18 protein-coding genes are annotated in these 18,495 nt (G+C 45.5%); all 18 read right to left on the reverse strand.

The genetic code is table 11. The annotated features are described in order from the left end of the window. Positions 1-64 precede the first annotated feature (64 nt). Complete coding sequence (locus C3V36_01660; protein AVM68080.1) at positions 65-760, reverse strand: TetR/AcrR family transcriptional regulator; 696 nt, start codon at positions 758-760, stop codon at positions 65-67. A 282-nt stretch (positions 761-1,042) separates the two neighbouring features. Beyond that, positions 1,043-1,783 carry a hypothetical protein gene (locus tag C3V36_01665; protein ID AVM68081.1) on the reverse strand — a complete coding sequence of 247 codons (741 nt, stop codon included), beginning with the start codon at positions 1,781-1,783 and terminating at the stop codon, positions 1,043-1,045. A gap of 530 nt (positions 1,784-2,313) precedes the next feature. Then, complete coding sequence (locus tag C3V36_01670) at positions 2,314-2,649, reverse strand: hypothetical protein (protein AVM68082.1); 336 nt, start codon at positions 2,647-2,649, stop codon at positions 2,314-2,316. Beyond that, positions 2,615-4,867: a chaperone ClpB gene (locus C3V36_01675; GenBank protein ID AVM70400.1), complete on the reverse strand. Its 2,253-nt coding sequence runs from the start codon at positions 4,865-4,867 to the stop codon at positions 2,615-2,617. Before C3V36_01675 ends, C3V36_01670 begins: the two co-directional genes overlap by 35 nt. Positions 4,868-4,910: 43 nt before the next feature. Then, positions 4,911-5,108, reverse strand: coding sequence for a hypothetical protein (locus C3V36_01680; protein AVM68083.1), 198 nt, complete (start codon positions 5,106-5,108; stop codon positions 4,911-4,913). A 159-nt stretch (positions 5,109-5,267) separates the two neighbouring features. Then, on the reverse strand, positions 5,268-6,362 hold the full coding sequence (locus tag C3V36_01685; GenBank protein AVM68084.1) for a hypothetical protein: 1,095 nt from the start codon (positions 6,360-6,362) through the stop codon (positions 5,268-5,270). Next, positions 6,359-7,342, reverse strand: coding sequence for an ADP-ribosylglycohydrolase (locus C3V36_01690; protein AVM70401.1), 984 nt, complete (start codon positions 7,340-7,342; stop codon positions 6,359-6,361). Before C3V36_01690 ends, C3V36_01685 begins: the two co-directional genes overlap by 4 nt. A 7-nt stretch (positions 7,343-7,349) precedes the next feature. Continuing rightward, positions 7,350-8,300: a transcriptional antiterminator gene (locus C3V36_01695; GenBank protein ID AVM68085.1), complete on the reverse strand. Its 951-nt coding sequence runs from the start codon at positions 8,298-8,300 to the stop codon at positions 7,350-7,352. Further along, a complete protein-coding gene (locus C3V36_01700) occupies positions 8,245-10,191 on the reverse strand; it encodes a PTS beta-glucoside transporter subunit EIIBCA (protein ID AVM68086.1) in 1,947 nt (648 codons plus the stop codon). Before C3V36_01700 ends, C3V36_01695 begins: the two co-directional genes overlap by 56 nt. Positions 10,192-10,459: 268 nt before the next feature. Then, on the reverse strand, positions 10,460-11,185 hold the full coding sequence (locus C3V36_01705; protein AVM70402.1) for a GntR family transcriptional regulator: 726 nt from the start codon (positions 11,183-11,185) through the stop codon (positions 10,460-10,462). 187 nt (positions 11,186-11,372) lie between these two features. Beyond that, on the reverse strand, positions 11,373-12,092 hold the full coding sequence (locus C3V36_01710) for a tryptophan synthase subunit alpha (GenBank protein AVM68087.1): 720 nt from the start codon (positions 12,090-12,092) through the stop codon (positions 11,373-11,375). 2 nt (positions 12,093-12,094) lie between these two features. Further along, entirely contained in the window at positions 12,095-13,240 is a 1,146-nt protein-coding gene (locus tag C3V36_01715) for an NADPH-dependent butanol dehydrogenase (protein AVM68088.1), read from the reverse strand. A 64-nt stretch (positions 13,241-13,304) separates the two neighbouring features. Then, complete coding sequence (locus C3V36_01720) at positions 13,305-14,093, reverse strand: photosystem I assembly BtpA (protein AVM68089.1); 789 nt, start codon at positions 14,091-14,093, stop codon at positions 13,305-13,307. A 2-nt stretch (positions 14,094-14,095) separates the two neighbouring features. Further along, a complete protein-coding gene (locus tag C3V36_01725; protein ID AVM68090.1) occupies positions 14,096-14,851 on the reverse strand; it encodes a uridine phosphorylase in 756 nt (251 codons plus the stop codon). A gap of 150 nt (positions 14,852-15,001) precedes the next feature. Then, positions 15,002-15,943 (reverse strand): kinase, encoded by a 942-nt coding sequence (locus C3V36_01730; GenBank protein AVM68091.1) that lies wholly within the window; start codon positions 15,941-15,943, stop codon positions 15,002-15,004. Positions 15,944-15,949: 6 nt separating this feature from the next. Continuing rightward, positions 15,950-16,516: a cysteine hydrolase gene (locus C3V36_01735; GenBank protein ID AVM68092.1), complete on the reverse strand. Its 567-nt coding sequence runs from the start codon at positions 16,514-16,516 to the stop codon at positions 15,950-15,952. 9 nt (positions 16,517-16,525) lie between these two features. Next, positions 16,526-17,437, reverse strand: coding sequence for an ABC transporter permease (locus tag C3V36_01740; protein AVM68093.1), 912 nt, complete (start codon positions 17,435-17,437; stop codon positions 16,526-16,528). Beyond that, entirely contained in the window at positions 17,437-18,495 is a 1,059-nt protein-coding gene (locus C3V36_01745) for an ABC transporter permease (protein ID AVM68094.1), read from the reverse strand. Before C3V36_01745 ends, C3V36_01740 begins: the two co-directional genes overlap by 1 nt.

Genomic DNA, 18,495 nt, shown 5'->3' on the forward strand with positions numbered 1-18,495 from the left:
ATTTAATCTTTCTTCATTCCAGTTCAATTTTTTCTCCTTTTCCAAACCAATTCCGACAACCATTTTAGTTTTTGCCGCACATATAGGATAAAACCAAATCCAAAGTATGCTGTTTGCGGTTTTCTAAAATTTCTTTTTCCGTTAAGTTTTTTGAAAACAAACGGGACAAGGTATAACGATTGGAAAAATTAGCAAAACATACCACAATCAGCGATAATACCGTTTGCTTTTCATCTACCTCCGGCAGAAAAATGCCGGCCCTTTTGCCTTCAATAATCTTTTCGCAAAAAATATTTAAAGTCTGGCGGCGCACCTGCTCAGCCGGCATTTCCTCCAGATACTTACCCTTATTTAAGTTTTCCCACATCAGGATATTAACAAAAGAAGTATTTTCCGCCAAAAAATCAAAATACGTTGAGATAATCCCGCCAATTAGCTCTTTCCCTGATAAATCATTTTTTAAAAGCTCTTTTTCGGCGCTTTCCATGCGGTGATAAACCTCAAACAACACTTTTTTATACAGCGTTTCCTTATTTTCAAAATATTCATAAATCATGCGTTTATTGATTTGTGCCTGCTGGGCAATCTCGTCCACTCGCGCCCCGTAAAAGCCTTTTTCCGAAAATTGTTCTTCCGCTGCCGCCAAAATATCCCGCCTTGATTTTTCCGCGTTTCTTTCTTTTCTTGCCATCGCCATGTCCTTTCGTTGGTTACAGTTCAGGCCAGCTAACGCCACTCTGGGAAGTCGATGAACGCACATTATAAACGTCTTCCCTGAACTCTAACTTTCTTTAATCAGCCTTTGACCGCATGCAGGCGGCCGTTTTTTTCAGCACATATCCTGTAAAATCCTTCGACCGATAAGAACTAACTAGTTATTTACTTATGATTTAAGTATATAATAGCTCTTTTGCAAATGGAAGTCAATCCATTTATTTGTTTTCCATAAAATCTACAATTTTTTTGCTCGATTTTTGTTAAAATTTAAAAAGCTTTGAACAAGCGGCTAAACTTGCTCAAAGCTTTTGGATATCTTCTGTCCTTATTTAAAATATTCAATCTCGCCAATTTGCCCCATTTTGGTCAGCGCGGTGTCAAACCACTCCACACTTTTCGGTGAACTTATACTCCTGACCATAAAATATAAGGCTCCGCCGGAATTATCCCGGCCGCTCAGCGCTTCCTCAACCGCCTTGCGGGTACTGTCCTGAACGGTAACAGAATAATAGCTGCCGTTAGAAATCGGTGAAAATTGATAGGTCTTACCATTATTCTGAAAAACGACGTCCGTAATATTATCAGGAAATCGCTCGCTTTCCACTCGGTTTAAAATGATATTGGCAATCAGCAGCCGAGTGGTATAAGGCTCCGCTCCGGATTCCGCTTCCACAATGCGCGACAAGATTTCGTACTCTTCGGTCGACACATCCCTAGCCTGCCGGGAAATCAGCTTACCCGAGGTCACAAACTGGCGGTTTTTGGTATCCTCCGCCAACTGCAAAACATGTTCTTCCGGCTTGATTTGGCTGACATATTCCTCAATCTTAGCCGTATAATAATGCGATCCGACTTCTTCCTCGTCCGGCACAAGCCCCGATTCCGCTTCCTGCTCATCCTCATCGGCAGTCAGCTGCCTTCGCTCCGCTGTATTTTTATCGCCTTCTTTTAATACAAAACCATTGACACCTAAAAGTAACACTATCACACAGCATGTTGCGAAAACGACCAGACCGTTTTGATGTCCCTGCTTTAAACTACTGAACAACTTTTTTAAAAAGTTCATCCTTCGTCTGTTCCTTTCTTATTTCTCAATTTTCCCTGCGCCTGACTTCCTCTTTCGGCGCGACATCCGGCCGCTCCACAAGAGCATTCGGCCAATACGGAAAATTAAGTTTTTTGCTTATCTTCGTTTGTTTTCGTTCCATCTATGATAAACGTCAGAAACCTAAGTTTGGATTTGCGTCCGCCGCTACTTTTTTAAGACCGGCACCACTGGTTCAGGTTTTAATCCCGCCAACCATTTGAGTGGTTTCTTAACGATTTGCCAATTATACCGATAGCCAAAGAAAGTGTCAATATGATTTGCCGATATTATCTGTATTTTCGATATATGTAATTTTTCAGAAAATTCACGCCGCCATTTTGTTGCTCTAACTTTTCTTATTCTTATATTTTTTATATACTTTGCACAAAATCAAATCAGGGTTTTTTATACTTCTTTTAAGAAGGACTATTTATTATCCGGTTGAAAAAACAGCAAAAAGAGGCTGACCCTGGTACCCCTAACTTTTCGATATATTGTCCAAGGTAATATTAAAAGGCGCCGTCAGCGATTTGTACCGCCGACGGCGCCTTTATTGGTTGTATAATTTTTGGGTGCTGGTAATGGAATTCGTTCCTTGCTAGCACCATTATTTTTAACGATTCGCATAAACTTCGCAATTCGTCAAAATGCGGGATAACTCCCTGTTTTCCTATCGTTCCCGCCCGCCGCCGAAAGGGGTAGCCTTTCTGGAAGCAACGAACCCCTTGATCGAAGTGCTTCTCTTTCTGCCCGGGCAGCAGTCTGCCTAAAAAAGACTGTTCTAGTTTTGCAGAACATGGGAAAGTTAAGTTATTGTTTTTCCGGAATTGCTTTGATCTTATCATCTTCCATGACAAAGCGAACCAGCGTCACGTTTTCCAGCTCTTTATCCAAAAACATCTCGGATAAACGATCTTCAATATGGACGGTGATGCTCCGACGCAGCGGTCTGGCCCCATACGCCTCATGGTAGCCGTCTTTGACCAGAAAGGCCCTCACTTCATCCGATACCTCGATATCGAAGCCCTTTTCCTTGGTCGTCTTCCGAAGCTGCTCCAGCATAATGTCCACAATCTCCGCTAAACTTTCCTCGGTCAGATTATCAAACACAATGATATCGTCCAAACGGTTAAGGAATTCCGGCTTAAAGAACTCATTGAGCGCCGTTTTCACCTTTTCCGTCGTCCTCGGCGCTTCGCTCGGATTAAAGCCAATCCCTGCACCTTTGCGGTCGGTACCGGCATTGCTGGTCATCAACAGGATCGTATTTTCAAAATTAACCGTCCGGCCTTGACTATCGGTCAATCTTCCGTCTTCTAAGATTTGCAGCAGCAAATGAAAGATATCGGGATGCGCTTTTTCAATCTCATCCAGCAAAATAACCGAATACGGCCGGCGGCGCACCCGCTCCGTCAGCTGACCGGCGTTATCATAGCCGATATAGCCCGGAGGCGCTCCAATCAACTTAGACGCCGTATGCTTTTCCATAAACTCCGACATATCAAAGCGGATCAGCGCGTCTTCGCTGCCAAAAAGCTCTCTGGCTACCGCCTTGGCCAGCTCCGTTTTACCGACTCCGGTCGGGCCGACAAAAATAAAGGAGGCCGGCCGCAGCCTTGGCATAAAGCCGGAGCGGCGGCGCTTAATCGCCGTAGAAACAGCGGAAATCGCTCTGTCCTGCCCCTTGACCCAGCGGCTAAGGCGGTTATTTAAGCGCTTCAGCTTAATCGCCTCTTCTTCCGTCAGCTTCTGCACCGGAATCTTGGTCCACGACTCAATCACATCCGCAATCAATTCTTCGGTCAATTCAACCTGATCGCATTGCTGCTCAATTTCTTTAATCTTATTCTCGAGCCTGAGCTCATCCATCCGGCAATCTGCCGCTTTTTCATAATCATCCGCCGCCGCCGCAATTTCTTTTTCCTCAACTGTCTTGGCCAATTCGTTTTTCAAAGCTTCCAGCTCAACTAAACCCAGATTTCTCAAATTAGCTCTGGAACCGGCTTCGTCAATCAAGTCAATCGCTTTATCCGGCAGATATCTTTCGTGGATATAACGCTTGGACATATGGACGGCATAGGCAATCACCTCATCGGAAATAACAACATGATGAAAGTTTTCATAGTAATCCTTAATCCCCTTGATAATCTCAATGCTGTCCGCCTCATCGGGTTCTTCCACCAGCACTTTTTGGAAACGCCTTTCCAGTGCCGAGTCCTTTTCAATATGCTTGCGGTATTCTTCCAAAGTCGTCGCCCCGATGACCTGAATATCGCCCCGGGCCAGCGCCGGTTTTAAAATATTGGCTGCGTTCATCGAGCCGCTTTCTGCTCCGCCGGCACCGGTAATGTTATGGACTTCATCAATCACCAAAATAACATTGCCGCTTTCCATCGCCTCATGCAAGATCGCTTTCATCCTGGCTTCAAACTGACCGCGGAACTGAGTGCCTGATACTATACCGGGTAAATCCAAAAGGTAAATCTCCGTGCCCAGCAGCTTATGCGGCACATTCCCTTCGGCAATCCGCACCGCCAGTCCCTCGGCAATGGCAGTTTTACCCACGCCCGGCTCCCCGATCAGCACCGGATTGTTCTTCTGGCGCCGATTCAAAATTTGAATCACCCGGTCAATTTCTCTTTCCCGGCCGATTATTCTGTCAACTTCTCCGGCTTTCGCTTTTTCTGTCAAATTTATACCAAACTGATCCAAGTTCTTCCTTTTTATTTTGCGGACAGATTTCACCTTGGTTTTGGTTGCCGCTCCGTGCGGTGCATCCTCGCCCGAATTTAAAAACTCCTGAGCCGGCTCGCTGACGCTTTCGGCGGTTTCCAATGTCGGATCAACAAATCCGCTATCCAAGGTTTCCATAAATTGATTAATCCGATCGCCGATTTGCGGATCTTCCAGTATTTCCATCATCTGGTCGTTGAGATTGTTCATTTCTTCCGGCGACATACCGGTCTGAGCCAGCAAATCATTGAGGGGTGCGATTCCCTGTCTTTTCGCACAAGGCAGACACAGGCCAATTTTCTCCTGTCGGCCGCCTTCTAATTTCGACATAAACACTACCGCGGTATTTTTATGGCATACCGAACATTTCACTTTAATCACAACCTTTCTTTCTGCTTTTCCGGTAAATCATACTCTCGTTGTCCGGTCGTAAATGAAGGCCGATTGCTTCTGCTTCTTTCCTTCTGCCGATTGCCAAATCTTTTTCTTCACTGCGCGAACTGACTTTATCCGAACAATTATGTATACAATATACCAGTATCTCAGTATATCGCATATAATTTAAATCCATATTATTATTTATATAAATTAACGTAAAAAATGCTCTGGGTTCAAATAAACAGCCCTTCGGTCTCAGCGGAAAGTTTTCTCTCCGGAGGCATATTCGGCCATTTTTTTTCCTGCCCAGAAAAGTAACTTGGCAAAGTTCATTTCACCGGATTATTCTTACCTAAACCGTCATCTCCTTTTTAGCCTGTGCATAGCCGGCCGCGGACCATTCTCTGATATTTTCCTCGGTATAAGTCATGGATGCGTTTTTGTCAAAATCAAAATCCGGCTTGATTAAGACAATCTGATCCGACCGGTATTTTTGCCGCACCGCCTCCGGTACGCTAAACTCCCGATCAAGCGCAACCGCATAAATAATATCGACTTCTGCTGTCAAAAACGGCTCCATAAAGCGATTGTTCAGCAGTCCACCGTCCAGCAAATAGCCGTCATAGGTTCCGGCTGCGATTTGTTCCTGAAAAAGCTGATCATAGGTTTTAGCCTTAAAATCCGCCGTCTTCCAGCTGTACGGGTTGGGCAAAAGCGAAGATGCCCGGACATATTCCCTGACTTTATCATCACTTTCCGCCACCAAATCAGAAAAAGCATGGCGAATCGTTCCGTTTTCAACCGGCAGATAATTGACATAAAAATGCTCAACCGCCGGCAAGCGCTTCGTTCCCAAAAACTTTTGAATTTCTTCAACCGCAGCCATACTTTCAAAAACCGGCACGGTTCGGTCAAGCCCATATTCGGATTGACTCATTTGCTTCCAGATCTCAGCCATCCGTTCGATTCCGCCGTAAAAAACGGCCATACCGTTAATCGCACCAATCGAAGTCCCGACGATGACCGAAAACTCCATTCCCTTTTCGGCAAATGCCTGCAATGCCCCGGCCTGAAATGCACCCTTGGCTCCGCCGCCCTGTAAATATAAGCCCACTTTCTTTTTCATTCTTTTCCCTCGCTTTTTGAGTTTGCGCCAGGCAAACATACCTATTTGCTGACCACCGGCATAAGTAATCTTTCTGCCCGGACAAGCCTTCGGTTCAGACCAAAAAAGCCGTCTTCTTAAACCCGGAAATAAACCGGCTAAGTTAAGCCTATCTTGATGAACCGATAAACAGTCACTTAAAAAAATGTTATTTTTTAGTATACCATATTTCGCCCTGAAATTGAATGTTTTTGCTGTTTTGTAACCAGAACGTAAAAAATGACCGTTACAAAAGAGTCTTTTATCATATAAAAAAGCTGAGTCAACTATTTTATTTTTCAAACCGCATACGGCAAAAGCTGAGCGGCCAATTCATCTAAGTGCAGGCCATTGACCGCTTCCAGCGTTTCTGCCGCGCCGGCCGGGAACTCCGGACGGATTCCGCCGCAAATGGCAGCGGAAATCGCGCCGATCGTATCTGTATCACCGCCCAGCTCGGCACTAAGGCAAGCCGCTTCCCAGGCATTGCCGCCGGCCAGCTGAATAACTGCCAATGCCGCTGGAATACTTTCAATCGTTTCCACCCCGGTGCCGTAAAAATCTGTCAATTCACGCAAAACTATTTCTTTCGGTTTGACGGCTGTCAACTCCCTGACCGCTTCAATCCGCCGACGCAGCAAAACCGTCGGGAAAGGATAGCCCCTTTTTCCGCCGCTTTCAACCGCCGCCAGCGCAATCTCCCATAGCTCTTTGACATCACCGCCGCCCCGCACACCGTAACTGACACAGGCCGCTACGGCTGCCGCTCCGGCAATCGCCACCGAAGTATTATGGGTCGGTCGGCAAATTTGCTCAACATTATCCGTTAGCCGCTCCATATCCCGGTAATCGCTGATAATGCCAATCGGGCTTATCTTCATGGCTGAACCGTTAGTCGTACCGAAGATGCCGGCCCGTTCGATCGGCATTCCTTTTTTAATGGCCTCCAATGCTCTGACTGTGCTGGGACCGGCCACCAAACTGCTTTTTTCCTTATTTTCTTCCATCCATTTTTCGAGATAGGCTAAGTAGCGCATGGTATCAGGCCGGCCGCCGGTATCAATCAGCATCTGTGCAACCAAAACCGTGTTTACCGTATCATCGGTGATTTCCCCGGCCCGGAACCTACGCCCGAAAACATCACGCTTAGAAGCCGGATAAAACTGCTTTACTCCGTCCGGAAACTCGGCGACGATATCCTGCCGGCTCATCATTTCAGTCGCCATTCCCATTGCGTCACCACAGGCGCCGCCAACCAGCACGCCCCAAATTCTTTTCTGCATTTCTTGTTTATTCATGACTTCCTTTCTGCCGCTCTGTAAAAACTGCGCGCTGAATATGAATTGTTAAATACAAAAGTTCCTCACAGCCGATATCAATCCCATATTTTTCAAGGATAAAGGCAGCAATATTTTGACCGCATTTATAAGCGTCCTGATATTTGACCGACAGGGTTTCCAGCAGTTCTTTGTCCTTATCATCGCCCGAAAAGGCCGCATCTTTGACCAGCCGGGCGGAAAAATAGCGGAGATGATTAATGAACCGAAAATAAGCCAGGGAATCTTCCTCAATTTCCACGTCAAAATAGGATTTTACCACCTCTAAAATTTCTTCTATAATTTTTGTCGCCCGGCAAACATTTTGAGTATCCGGATCATCTTCCATTTCCGCGTTGACGATGTGCAGCGCAATAAAACCCGCCTCGTCCGTCGGCAGCAAAACGCCGGTTCTTTCGTGAATGATCTCCAGACTGGCACAGCCAAGCTTATACTCATCAGGATAAAACCGCATAATATCAAACATCAGGCCGTTTTGAATGGAAATTCCTTTTTGAAAGTTTTTCAGCGAAAAATGAATATGATCGGCCAGCGCCACATAAATCACATCACTGATTCTTTTGCCTAAGCTGGTCTGGATTTCACTGACAATTTCTTCAACGATGTTTATCTCCGTCAATGGTAAATCACTTAAAATTTCCTGAAACTTGAGGTTTAAAGCATTGGAGGAAAGACAAAATATTTTTTCAATTCGCTCCGGTTCGACTTCATCGCCTGCTTTTTTGCCATGAATGATGCCCTTGCCCGTCACAACCTTCTCCTTGCCCTTTTCATCCGCCACTACTGCCGCATTATTATTCAGAAATTTCCGTATTTTCATGAAAACGCCCCGTCCTCTTTCTGCGCTGTTATGCGCCGGCAAGCCTTTTTCCCGTTGCAATGGCCACCAACAACTCGTCCGCATACGAAACCTTTTCTTTGGCCACTTCAACAATATCCAAATAGTCGGCTGTATTGGAAATCAGCACTGCTGTTTCCATATTATATCCCTCTTGTTTGATTTTATCCAAATCAAAAGTGATAAGCACATCGCCCTTTTTTACCCGCTCCCCCTGCTGTTTATTGATGGTAAAGGTTCCCTCCGGCAACTGAGCGGTATTGACACCGATATGAATCAATATGTCGGCGCCGGTGTCGTTTGTTATTCCGATCGCGTGCCCGGTCGGAAACACCACATTTAAAATGCCGTCACAAGGTGCGATAACTTTTCCCTCATCCGGCTCAATGCAAATTCCCTTGCCCAACGTTTCCTTGGAAAAAGCCGGATCCTGCATTGCGCTCAACAGCTTTACGCTGCCGCTCATCGGGGAAAATACTGTTTCCTTGCGTTCTTCCTTATTTTTGGCATCTGCTGTCCCCGGTTTTTTACTGTTTTTTTGAGAATCGGTATTGCCGTCGTCTTTGGGCTGATAGGTAATCCAAGTCAAAAGAAATGCAGTCGCCACCGTTACCGCCACAGCCAGCAGGCTGATATACATCCCGCTCGAACTGCTGTCTGCCGGATTAACAAAGCCGACAAATCCGGTCACGCCCATGGTAATGGCGTACATCGGCGCATTGGCTAAACCCAAAATAAGCGCTCCAATCGTTCCGGCCAGCATACAAATTCCGAACCGTTTTTTTACCGGCAGCGTAACACCGTAAATTGACGGCTCAATAATGCAAAAGCAAGCGGAAATCACTGCCGGCAATGCCGTTTCTTTTAAAACCTTATTTTTGGTCTTAAAGTATACGGCCGCGCACACCGCCAAATGTGCAAACGAAGCCGGATAAATCAAGGAAATAATCAATGTGCTGCCGGAGGTCGCAAATTCAATCAAACCCACGGAAATCAAGGCCCAGTGCAGGCCCAAAACTACCAGCGGCTGATAAATCACGGCAATGACCACAAACGCCGCTATCGGCGAATACTTCACCAAAAACGTAATCGACGTACTGATCAGATTGGTTAAAATAACCGACACCGGCCCGATCACAAGGAGCGTCACAACACTGGCCATCAAAATTGTAATCATCGGCAGGACATACATTTGCGCCGCCTGCGGAATAATTTTATCAAAGCGTTTCTCTACTTTAGCGGCAAAGTAAGTTGCAAAGATGATCGGAATAACAGTCGAGGTATAACCGGTGGTCGGAAAGAAAATCGGAATGCCGAACAAAGTCTTATATACCGGCATGGCCAAACTCGTTCCCGCGAATAAAGTATAGAGTGCATCGCCGCTGTTAATGCTTTCGGTGATATTGGGGAAGGCCAGTACACAGCCCAAAATCATACCGACAAAAGGATTCATCTTAAATGCCCTGGCACTGGTATAGCCCAGCAAAATCGGGAAAAAAGTAAGACAGGCGTTGCCCATGGCGTTTAATAAGACCTGCGCGCCATCGCCGGGTTTAATTATGCCGGTCGTCATCAAAATGGCCTGCAGTCCGGCAATTAAACCGCATGCCCCCAGAACGCCCAGAACCGGCACCATGGTTTGGGTAATGGTGGCGGTAAACCGGTTTAAAACGGAGCCCTTACTTTCCTCGGCCGCCTCCGTCTCCGCCTTGCCAATCCGGCGCATAATCTCTTCATAAACATTTCCCACATGCGTGCCGATGACGACTTGGTACCGGCCGCCGGAGTTTTGCGCCGTCACGATGCCCGGATCCGCTTTCAAGGCATCCTCGTTTACCTTGGACTCGTCCGTAAGCTTAAACCGGAGCCTGGTCATACAATGCGTTACATTTTCAATGTTTTCTTTTCCGCCCACATTTTCAACAATAAAAGAAGCGAGTTTTTCATAATTTGCCATAATATTCCTCCATTCTTTTGAAATTGATTTATTTTGCTGAGCCGGCCGCTTTTACCCGCTTTCAGCTCTTATCTTGGCCGGGATTAAAAAAGGCTTGTTTGAACAAACGGCGTTTTATCCCGCTTCTTCAAACAAGCCTAGCTTATCTTTCAAGATAATCACTACCTTGTATGTCTATGATTAAAATAACATAAAAAAAGTATTTTGTCAATGTTTTTTGCGGCTTTTAACCGGTCCGCCCAGCGAAAAGATCAACTATTATAGGCTTTTATCTGACCTGATCAATATAAAACTTAAACTTATCCGTCCGATAATAGCATTTAAAGTTTTCAATCGGAATCTCCCGGCCATTGATTACACCATAGGTAACGCAGCGGAACAATATAATCGGCGAATCTTCTTTTATCTCCAGATATTCCGCAATCTCCGCCTTGGCTAAGATTGCTTCCATGGTTCGCCGCGCCTTGGTAATTTTCACACCGTAGCCGGTTTGAAGTAATTGATACAAAGAATCCTTTTCCAAGTTTTGCCGGGGCAGCCGCGGAAACAATTTTTCCGGCAGAAAAGTCAGCGTATAATTCAGCGGCTCCTGATCGGCATACATAATTCGGCCAATCATATAAAGCCTATCCTCCGGACTGATTTCCAAGGCCTTGGCCTTTTTCGGCCCGGCCTCGACTATCTCCGATACGACCAGTTTTTTACTGGGATGTTTGCCCAAACGAACCACATCCTCCGTACTGCTGACGATGGACACTAAATTGCTGCTGACTTCCTCAGCTTTAACATAAGTTCCTTTCCCTTGAATCTTATATAAATAGCCCTCCGCCGCCAGTTCATCAATTGCCTTACGAACGGTAATCCGACTGACTTGATAGCGCTCAATCAATTCCCTCTCACTGGGAATCTGTTCATCCGGCGCAATTTCACCGCTTTCAATTCTTTCGGCAATCTCTTTCTTCACCACATAGTATTTGGGTAACTTTACCTCAATCATATCTCACCATTCCCTACCTGAACTTTTCCGCCGTTTTTTCCCAAAACGATACTTTCTTGCCGCCGGCAGCAATCCTGTTCATTGTTCTGTTGTCTGGAACTCTCCTTTCGGTTAAAAAATCATATTTCAATTCTTTTATTATAGTGGAAAGTTCTCAATAAGTCCAGAACTTACCTGAACTTTATCAGCACTCATTTTTAAACTCTCTGATTTTTTCTTTCATTGCCGGAATATTGTCATGTAGTTTTAAAATAGCGCTGCCCACAAAAGCCGCATCGGCTCCCGCTTCTTTCACCATTTTTACATCTTTGGGCAGATGCACGCCCACACCGCAATAAATCGGCCGGGTAATCCCGCACTGGCGCAAATAATCCACACAGCTTTTTAAAGTCGGATAATAGGGATTTTTCGGTTGATCAGCATAAGGTTTAGCCTGTAAATACACAAAGCCGTTTGATGCTTTTGCCGATTCAATTTCTTCCGGCGGCAGATGAAACTGAACATAGCAAGATATTCTTAAGCCGGCCGCAAGCAACTGATTTTTAATCTGCTCATCTTTTAAACCCACCAAGATAATATCCAGCAAATCATTTTCCCGACAAAATCCAATAAACTCCGCTACGCCGATTTCTGCTACCGTGCTCTCATAGGCCAACAGCAGAATGACTGCTTCCGGGAACTCTTTTTTTATCTGAACAATTGACTGCATATAAACAGCATAGTCTCCGCATTGCTTTAACGCTTCCGCCATCCGTCCGGCAATATATTCGCTTTCTAAATACGGATCTTTAGCCGGAAAATCCACCTCCATCATTTTACAACCGGCATCTACATATTCTCTTGCAATCTGATGACTGGCTTCCAATGTCGGATAGCCGTTTGATAAATAGCAAATAATTTCCATTTTTATTCTCCTTTATAAGCCTTAGTAAACAATTCCCGCCATTCCTGCGCAGATGGAATAATCGGATTGGTTTTGGTGCAGCCGTCATTTTTAGCCATTTCTATCATTTGATCCATCTTTTGATGATAAGCCGCCTGATCCGGAATTACGGCGCTTAAACAATCCGGAATCCCCAGCTTGCCATTTAGTTCTGTGACTAATTCCACAATATCATTTACTCCCGCTTTTCGGGCAATCTGCTGATAAATTTCTGCCGCCCGCTGATCTTTGCGATTATAGCGAATTATATAAGGCAAAAGAATGGCGTCCGCCAGCCCGTGGGCCACATGAAACAAACCTCCTACCGTATGCGCCATTGAGTGAACAATCCCCAAAGACACATTGGTAAATGCCATTCCCGCCAGCATTGACGCTAACAGCATCTTTTCTCTGGCCGACCTGTCTTCCCCATTCTGGTAGGCCTGAGGCAAAGCCTCCGCAATATCCAAAACCGCCTGCGTAGCCAGTACATCCGAAAGATAATTGGCCCGGGTCGACACCAACGCTTCCAAAGCATGCGTCATGGCATCCATTCCGGTTTCGGCCGTGATCTTCGGCGGCATTGACAATGTCACTTCCGGATCACAGATCGCAATATCCGGCATCATTTCCATATTGCCTACGCCCAGTTTGATTCCGTCATCACCTGAAATCACAATCGACCTAGACACTTCGCTGGCAGTTCCGCTGGTGGAAGGAACACAGCAAAGTCTGGCCTTATTCCTCAAATCGGGGAAGGTATTCGGCGGCAAAATATCTTCCATGCTTTTCAATTCAGGATGTTCGTAAAAAATCCACATTGCTTTGGCCGCATCCATCACCGAGCCGCCGCCTAAGGCAATGATTAAATCCGGCTCAAACTCCAGCATGCTCTTGGCTCCGCGCATGACCGTAGCAAATGACGGATCCGACTCCACGCCGTTAATTTCCAGATTTTGAATCCCGGCCTCGGCTAAATATTTCTTGACCTTACCCAATATCCCGTTTTTTTCCATACTGCTGCCGCCGAGGACAATGGCAGCTTTCTTCGCCTTTATGCTTTTAATATATTCCAGTGAACCGTACCCAAACATCAATTCCGAACCAGCTAATTTCATTGGTCTCATCATTTTTCTTTTTCCTTTCTTCCGCAGCTGTCTGCGTTTCCCTCTTAAAGCTGAATCAAGCTATTTTTCACCGTAATGCCTGCAGCACATTCTTTGTCAATTCATAGGAAATCGGATTTGAAATAATTCCGCCCTCCTTTAAGCCCGAACCAATAATCGCGCCATCGGCAATCCCCAGTTGTTCTTTAATATTGCCGGCATTGACGCCGCTGCCGGCGAATACCGGAATCTTAACTACATTTTTTACCTTCTTAATCATTTCAATCGGCGTTTCTTCCCCAATTTGACTGCCCGTCACAATAATTCCGTTCGCGCCGTTATCGGCCGCTTCCTTGGCCGACTGCTCAATGGTAATCTGCGGCAGCAGCATATGTGCGTGTTTAACCTGAATATCTGCCAATAGTTTAATATCTTCCCGGCCAATCTGCTTACGATACTCCCGGCACTTTTTGGCGCAGGGATAAATTAATCCATCCGTAAACACGACCGTATCCACAAATACCGGCACCCGCACAAACGCTGCGTCCACCATGGCTGCAATTGCCAGACTGGCTTCATAATCATTAAAGGCGGCATCAATTCCGACCGGTACCTTGACCGCCTTTTTTACCGCGAAAGACGCCATCGCCAGGGCCGCTACCTGAGCTTTATTCAATAGTGCCGAAAAAGGTGTGTCACCCATATTTTCTACTATCACGGCATCAATTCCGGCTTTTTCCAACGTCAGGGCATCGCCGACTGCCCGATCAATAATCTTTTGAAAATCGCCGTCAAAACCTGCGGTCGTTGGCAGCGGTGCCAAATGTACCATTCCGATTACCGTTTGCGCGCCCAATTTCAAAATTTCTTTCTCCATTTTTATTTCTCCTTCTGCTGATGATAATGGTAAATTCCTTCCAGTGCCGTCCGGCAAAGTAAATCCTCTGCCTCCGTTCTATCGTTTCCCTTTAAAGTCTGCTTTAAGTTTTCTAAAACCGTTACCATCGTTAAAACACAGGTTTTTACCCCCATCAGTCTGCCCAAGGTCAAAATACAGGAAGACTCCATGTCAATGCCGATAACTCCCAGTTTTTTTAGTTCGGTAAATGTCCGGCTCATATCCTGCCCGCATTCTTTTGAAAATCTGGACTCATGCATTTCCCGATAAAAGCCATCCAAGGTGCAGTTTAAACCATTTCGATATTGTCTTCCCGTTTGCCGCACAACTTCATTCATTGCATTGACCAGTTCAATATCCGCCACCGCCGGATAACTGAGATCAACATAAGCGCAGCTGGTGCCCTCTCTTCTTAATGCCGCCAGCGGTATCAAAAAGTGTCCCAGCATATCATCCTGCAACGACATAGCTGTTCCCATTCGAATCGCCGTTTCCATGCCCGCCTCATACATTTCTTCCATGGCAATGGCCGCCGAAGGAGCACCGATACCGGTCGAGCTAACCGTAATTTCCACCCCCTTATACCAGCCGGTATAAGTATTGAACTCCCGTTTAAACGCGATTTGCCTGGGCTCCTGCAAATAATTTTTAACCGTTTCTACCCGCCAAGGATCCCCGGACAATAAAACATATTTGGCAACAGAACTTTGATCCAATCCCATATATAATGTGCTCATAAACTTTTATATAACCCAACCAGACTATAAAGTATCTGGGTTTTTCCTTTCTTCCGAATTTTGCTGAGTAATTTTCATCCTTGATTTTTCTGTGATTAAATCCATGCTCTCCCAATTTTCTTTTCCTGCGGTCTTTCTCGCCGTCATACTCTAATTTTCTGATTTAAGAGCAACCTTGGCTAATAATTCCTGCTCCGTCGGCAAATTAGTGCAGCAGCCCTCCGCCTGCAAAACAAAGTATGACATCGCGCTGCCTAACCGGCAACAATCCACCGCTGAATGTCCCTTTAAATAGCCATACAGAAAACCGGCAATATAGGCATCCCCTGCTCCGGTTGCATCTATAATTCCGTCCACAGGATAGGCTCCTACTTCTTCTCTCCCGATTCCCCTCTCCAGCCTGCTGTAACAAACGCTGCCTGCTTTGCCCAAAGTCGTCACTAAAAACTGGGCGCGGCTGTGGTCAAACAGTTGTTCAATCTGGCTCAAACCATACATGGCTTTGATTTCCTCTTTTTCCGCCGAATTCATAAAAATGATTCGGGATTCCGCCAGCAACCGTTTTAAAAAATCCTTCGGAAAAGCATCAAAATCCGCCTTCATTCCAAAAGCAATCGGTACCTCATGCTTAAGACACTGCTCAAAAAAATATTCATTATCCTGCCGTGACGCCACCGTAATTACACCCAGTTTAAGACCGGCAAACAAATGGTCCGGCAGCGGTTTGGCATAGCAGCCGTTCATTGCCCCCGGATAGAAAACAGTAATATGATCATTATTGTTATCCTCAAGCAAATAGCAGGTGCTGGTTGTTTCACTCTCCACTATGGTCGCAGCGTTTAAAGAAACGCCGCCTTCCTCTAAAAAACTCTTAAATCCGTTAGTCTCATAATCCGGCCCCACTCTCAGCACCGGCATAGACGAAATCCCCAGCCGGCACAAGGCATACGCAATATTAACGGAACAACCGCCATAGCGAATAACCGAGTTGGACGGATTGGTCACCAGAGAAGTGAATCCGATTCGGGCCGGCCGGTCAATTTTGATAATATGATCCATGCTGACATAGCCGCTGGTAAGTACGTCCATCATTTCCTCCTAAAGTCTGCCTTGATCGAGTAAATCAAATAATTCTTCCATCGTAACCACCTGGCCGAGATACCGGTCGATATCATCCAGATGCACCTCGTTGACTACATCTGAGTTGGTAGCCACACATTCCCTGACCACATACGGGGTATAATCCAGATAAAAAGCGTCCGTCACTGTCGCCCGAATGCAGCAATTTGTTTTGGTTCCCGTGACAATCAAGTTTTTTACATCATTTTCTCTTAAGACCAAATCTAAATCTGTGCCAAAAAAGCCGCTGTATCGACGTTTTCGGATCACATAGTCTTTTTTCAAATCAACCGTCAGCATCGGATCAATCTCTATTCCAAAAGTTCCTTCCAGACAGTTCGGCCGCATATTTCCCGCTTTTCTGTCCGGTTTATCCCGCCGGTTAAAATGCTGCAAAAAAATGATCAAAATATCCTTTTCCCTGCATTTTTCCGTGACTTTTTTAATATTCGGCAAAATTTCGCGGTTTTTCGGATAAAACACCAAACCTTCCGGGTCCGTAAAATCCCGAACCATATCTACTACTAACAATGCCGTTTTGCCCATAATACACTCCTAACCTAATTTATAATTTCTAACCTTAGCATTTTTATATTTCATATACGATGATACCGCCAATACGATAACCATTACAACATAGGGGATTGTATCAAACATTCCCGCCGCCGGTCCGGCATAAATGCTTAAATTGATGGATAATGCCCTGGCGACAGCAAATAACAGTGCGTAAAAGGAAGATGCTCCCGGCTTTCCCTGGCCGCAGTAAATGGCGGCGATAGCAATGAAACCCCGGCCGGCTGTCATCCCGCAGGTAAACATAGCCATTCTTTCCAAAGATAAATTAATCCCTGCCAAAGCACAGAAAAACGCTCCCAAAAGGACTGCCGCATATTTATACCAAGTGCTTTTAATCCCCAAACTGATTGCCGAATCCTCATTTTCACCAACCACCCGAATATAAATGCCGAACTTCGTCTGATATAAAACAACCGCCGTCAGCACAATCGCCGCAAAAGCCAAATAAGTAATAAGCGGATGACCACTCAGCACTCTCACTAACGGCACATCTTTTAGAATCGGCAATTCTATTTTAAAATCTGTCGCGCCGATGTTTTGCAAGCTGATATTGGCTAAACCCATGATTTTTAAGATAAACTTTGAAATCGCCGCCGTCATCAAATTAATTCCTAAGCCAATGACAATCACATTCCCTCGGCAGCGAATTCCCAAAACCGAAAATACCACGCCCCACAGCAGCGTACTGATAAGCGCCGCCATAATTGCCAATGGTAAGCTGTCTGTTAAGTATTGCACCAGAACAGACACAAACGCTGCATTGAGCATCATGCCCTCCAGGGCAATGTTCAAAACATTGGCCTTGTAGGCAAAGAGCCCTCCTAAGGTACATAAAATGATCGGCGTGCTATGATAGATCGTATCATATAAAATATTTGCCCACATTTCCATTACTTAGCCCGCCCTCCTTTTCGATTTGCCGAAAACAGTTTGACTTTTTCCCCGATAAACTTAACTGCTAAAAATAAGATAATAATGGCCTGAATGATCTCAATGATTTCCTTCGGCACCGAGGTATACATATTAATGCTGTCACTGCCCGTTTTTAAAGCAGCGTAAAAAACAGCAGCAAACAAAATCCCCAGTGGCGAATGACCACCCAGCAGAGCAATCAGCATACCATCCCAGCCCAGTCCCGGATTTTCCGAAAAACTCAGCGTATACTTAAACTGGTCACTCAGCATCCAGCCTGCGCCGGCGATTCCCGACAGCGCTCCGCTAATCAGCATTAAAATAATGATCTTTTTGCCTACGTTCATTCCGGTTGCTTCGGCAAATTCAGAGTTTTTCCCGATTGCCCTGATCTCATAACCCAGTTTTGAATACTGCATGACTACTATCATCAGCAGTAGAAGCAGCAGCGCTATTCCGAAAAACAAGGTAATTCGAAAATTGCCTAACCGGTGAAACATCGCGCCTTCACCAATCAGCGGCGTCGCCACATAACCGGCCGCCTTGTCCCTAAATACACCCGTCGTTAAAAATTCCAAACTCTTGGCTACCGCATAATTCAGCATTAAAGTGACAACCATCTCATTGACTCCGCATTTGGCTTTGAGCAGTGCCGGAATCAGTGCAAACAGCATACCGCACAATATCGCCACTGCAAAGCACAAAAGCTTACTCAGCACCGAATTTTCCATCGGAAAATATGCACCTACAATGCCGGCAAAAAATCCGCCCAGCAGCATTTGTCCCTCTACGCCCATGTTGTAAATATTCGCCTTAAATGTTACTGCAATCGCCAATCCCGTCAGGATCATCGGCGCTGCATAATGCAATGTATTTAAGATACCTTTGCCGGTAAACAAGGACTTGCTGATTAAAATTCCATAGGTGGTCAGGGGATTTTCTCCGAGCAGCAAAATGACGATACCGCCTAAAATAAATGCAGCTATAATCGGAATCAATGAATTTAAAATTGTTTTGAGCACAGTTTCCTTTTGCAT

Source organism: Lachnospiraceae bacterium oral taxon 500 (genome assembly GCA_002999035.1).
Lineage (GTDB): Bacteria > Bacillota > Clostridia > Lachnospirales > Vallitaleaceae > W11650.

What these genes read in the sequence shown, in the direction of transcription:
- C3V36_01660 (AVM68080.1), bottom strand. Translation starts at nt 760, where the DNA reads ATGTGCGTTCATCGACTTCCCAGAGTGGCGTTAGCTGGCCTGAACTGT.
- C3V36_01665 (AVM68081.1), bottom strand. Translation starts at nt 1,783, where the DNA reads ATGAACTTTTTAAAAAAGTTGTTCAGTAGTTTAAAGCAGGGACATCAA.
- C3V36_01670 (AVM68082.1), bottom strand. Translation starts at nt 2,649, where the DNA reads ATGATAAGATCAAAGCAATTCCGGAAAAACAATAACTTAACTTTCCCA.
- C3V36_01675 (AVM70400.1), bottom strand. Translation starts at nt 4,867, where the DNA reads ATGTCGAAATTAGAAGGCGGCCGACAGGAGAAAATTGGCCTGTGTCTG.
- C3V36_01680 (AVM68083.1), bottom strand. Translation starts at nt 5,108, where the DNA reads ATGGATTTAAATTATATGCGATATACTGAGATACTGGTATATTGTATA.
- C3V36_01690 (AVM70401.1), bottom strand. Translation starts at nt 7,342, where the DNA reads ATGCAGAAAAGAATTTGGGGCGTGCTGGTTGGCGGCGCCTGTGGTGAC.
- C3V36_01695 (AVM68085.1), bottom strand. Translation starts at nt 8,300, where the DNA reads ATGCGGACGAGTTGTTGGTGGCCATTGCAACGGGAAAAAGGCTTGCCG.
- C3V36_01700 (AVM68086.1), bottom strand. Translation starts at nt 10,191, where the DNA reads ATGGCAAATTATGAAAAACTCGCTTCTTTTATTGTTGAAAATGTGGGC.
- C3V36_01710 (AVM68087.1), bottom strand. Translation starts at nt 12,092, where the DNA reads ATGGAAATTATTTGCTATTTATCAAACGGCTATCCGACATTGGAAGCC.
- C3V36_01715 (AVM68088.1), bottom strand. Translation starts at nt 13,240, where the DNA reads ATGATGAGACCAATGAAATTAGCTGGTTCGGAATTGATGTTTGGGTAC.
- C3V36_01720 (AVM68089.1), bottom strand. Translation starts at nt 14,093, where the DNA reads ATGGAGAAAGAAATTTTGAAATTGGGCGCGCAAACGGTAATCGGAATG.
- C3V36_01725 (AVM68090.1), bottom strand. Translation starts at nt 14,851, where the DNA reads ATGAGCACATTATATATGGGATTGGATCAAAGTTCTGTTGCCAAATAT.
- C3V36_01730 (AVM68091.1), bottom strand. Translation starts at nt 15,943, where the DNA reads ATGATGGACGTACTTACCAGCGGCTATGTCAGCATGGATCATATTATC.
- C3V36_01735 (AVM68092.1), bottom strand. Translation starts at nt 16,516, where the DNA reads ATGGGCAAAACGGCATTGTTAGTAGTAGATATGGTTCGGGATTTTACG.
- C3V36_01740 (AVM68093.1), bottom strand. Translation starts at nt 17,437, where the DNA reads ATGGAAATGTGGGCAAATATTTTATATGATACGATCTATCATAGCACG.
- C3V36_01745 (AVM68094.1), bottom strand. Translation starts at nt 18,495, where the DNA reads ATGCAAAAGGAAACTGTGCTCAAAACAATTTTAAATTCATTGATTCCG.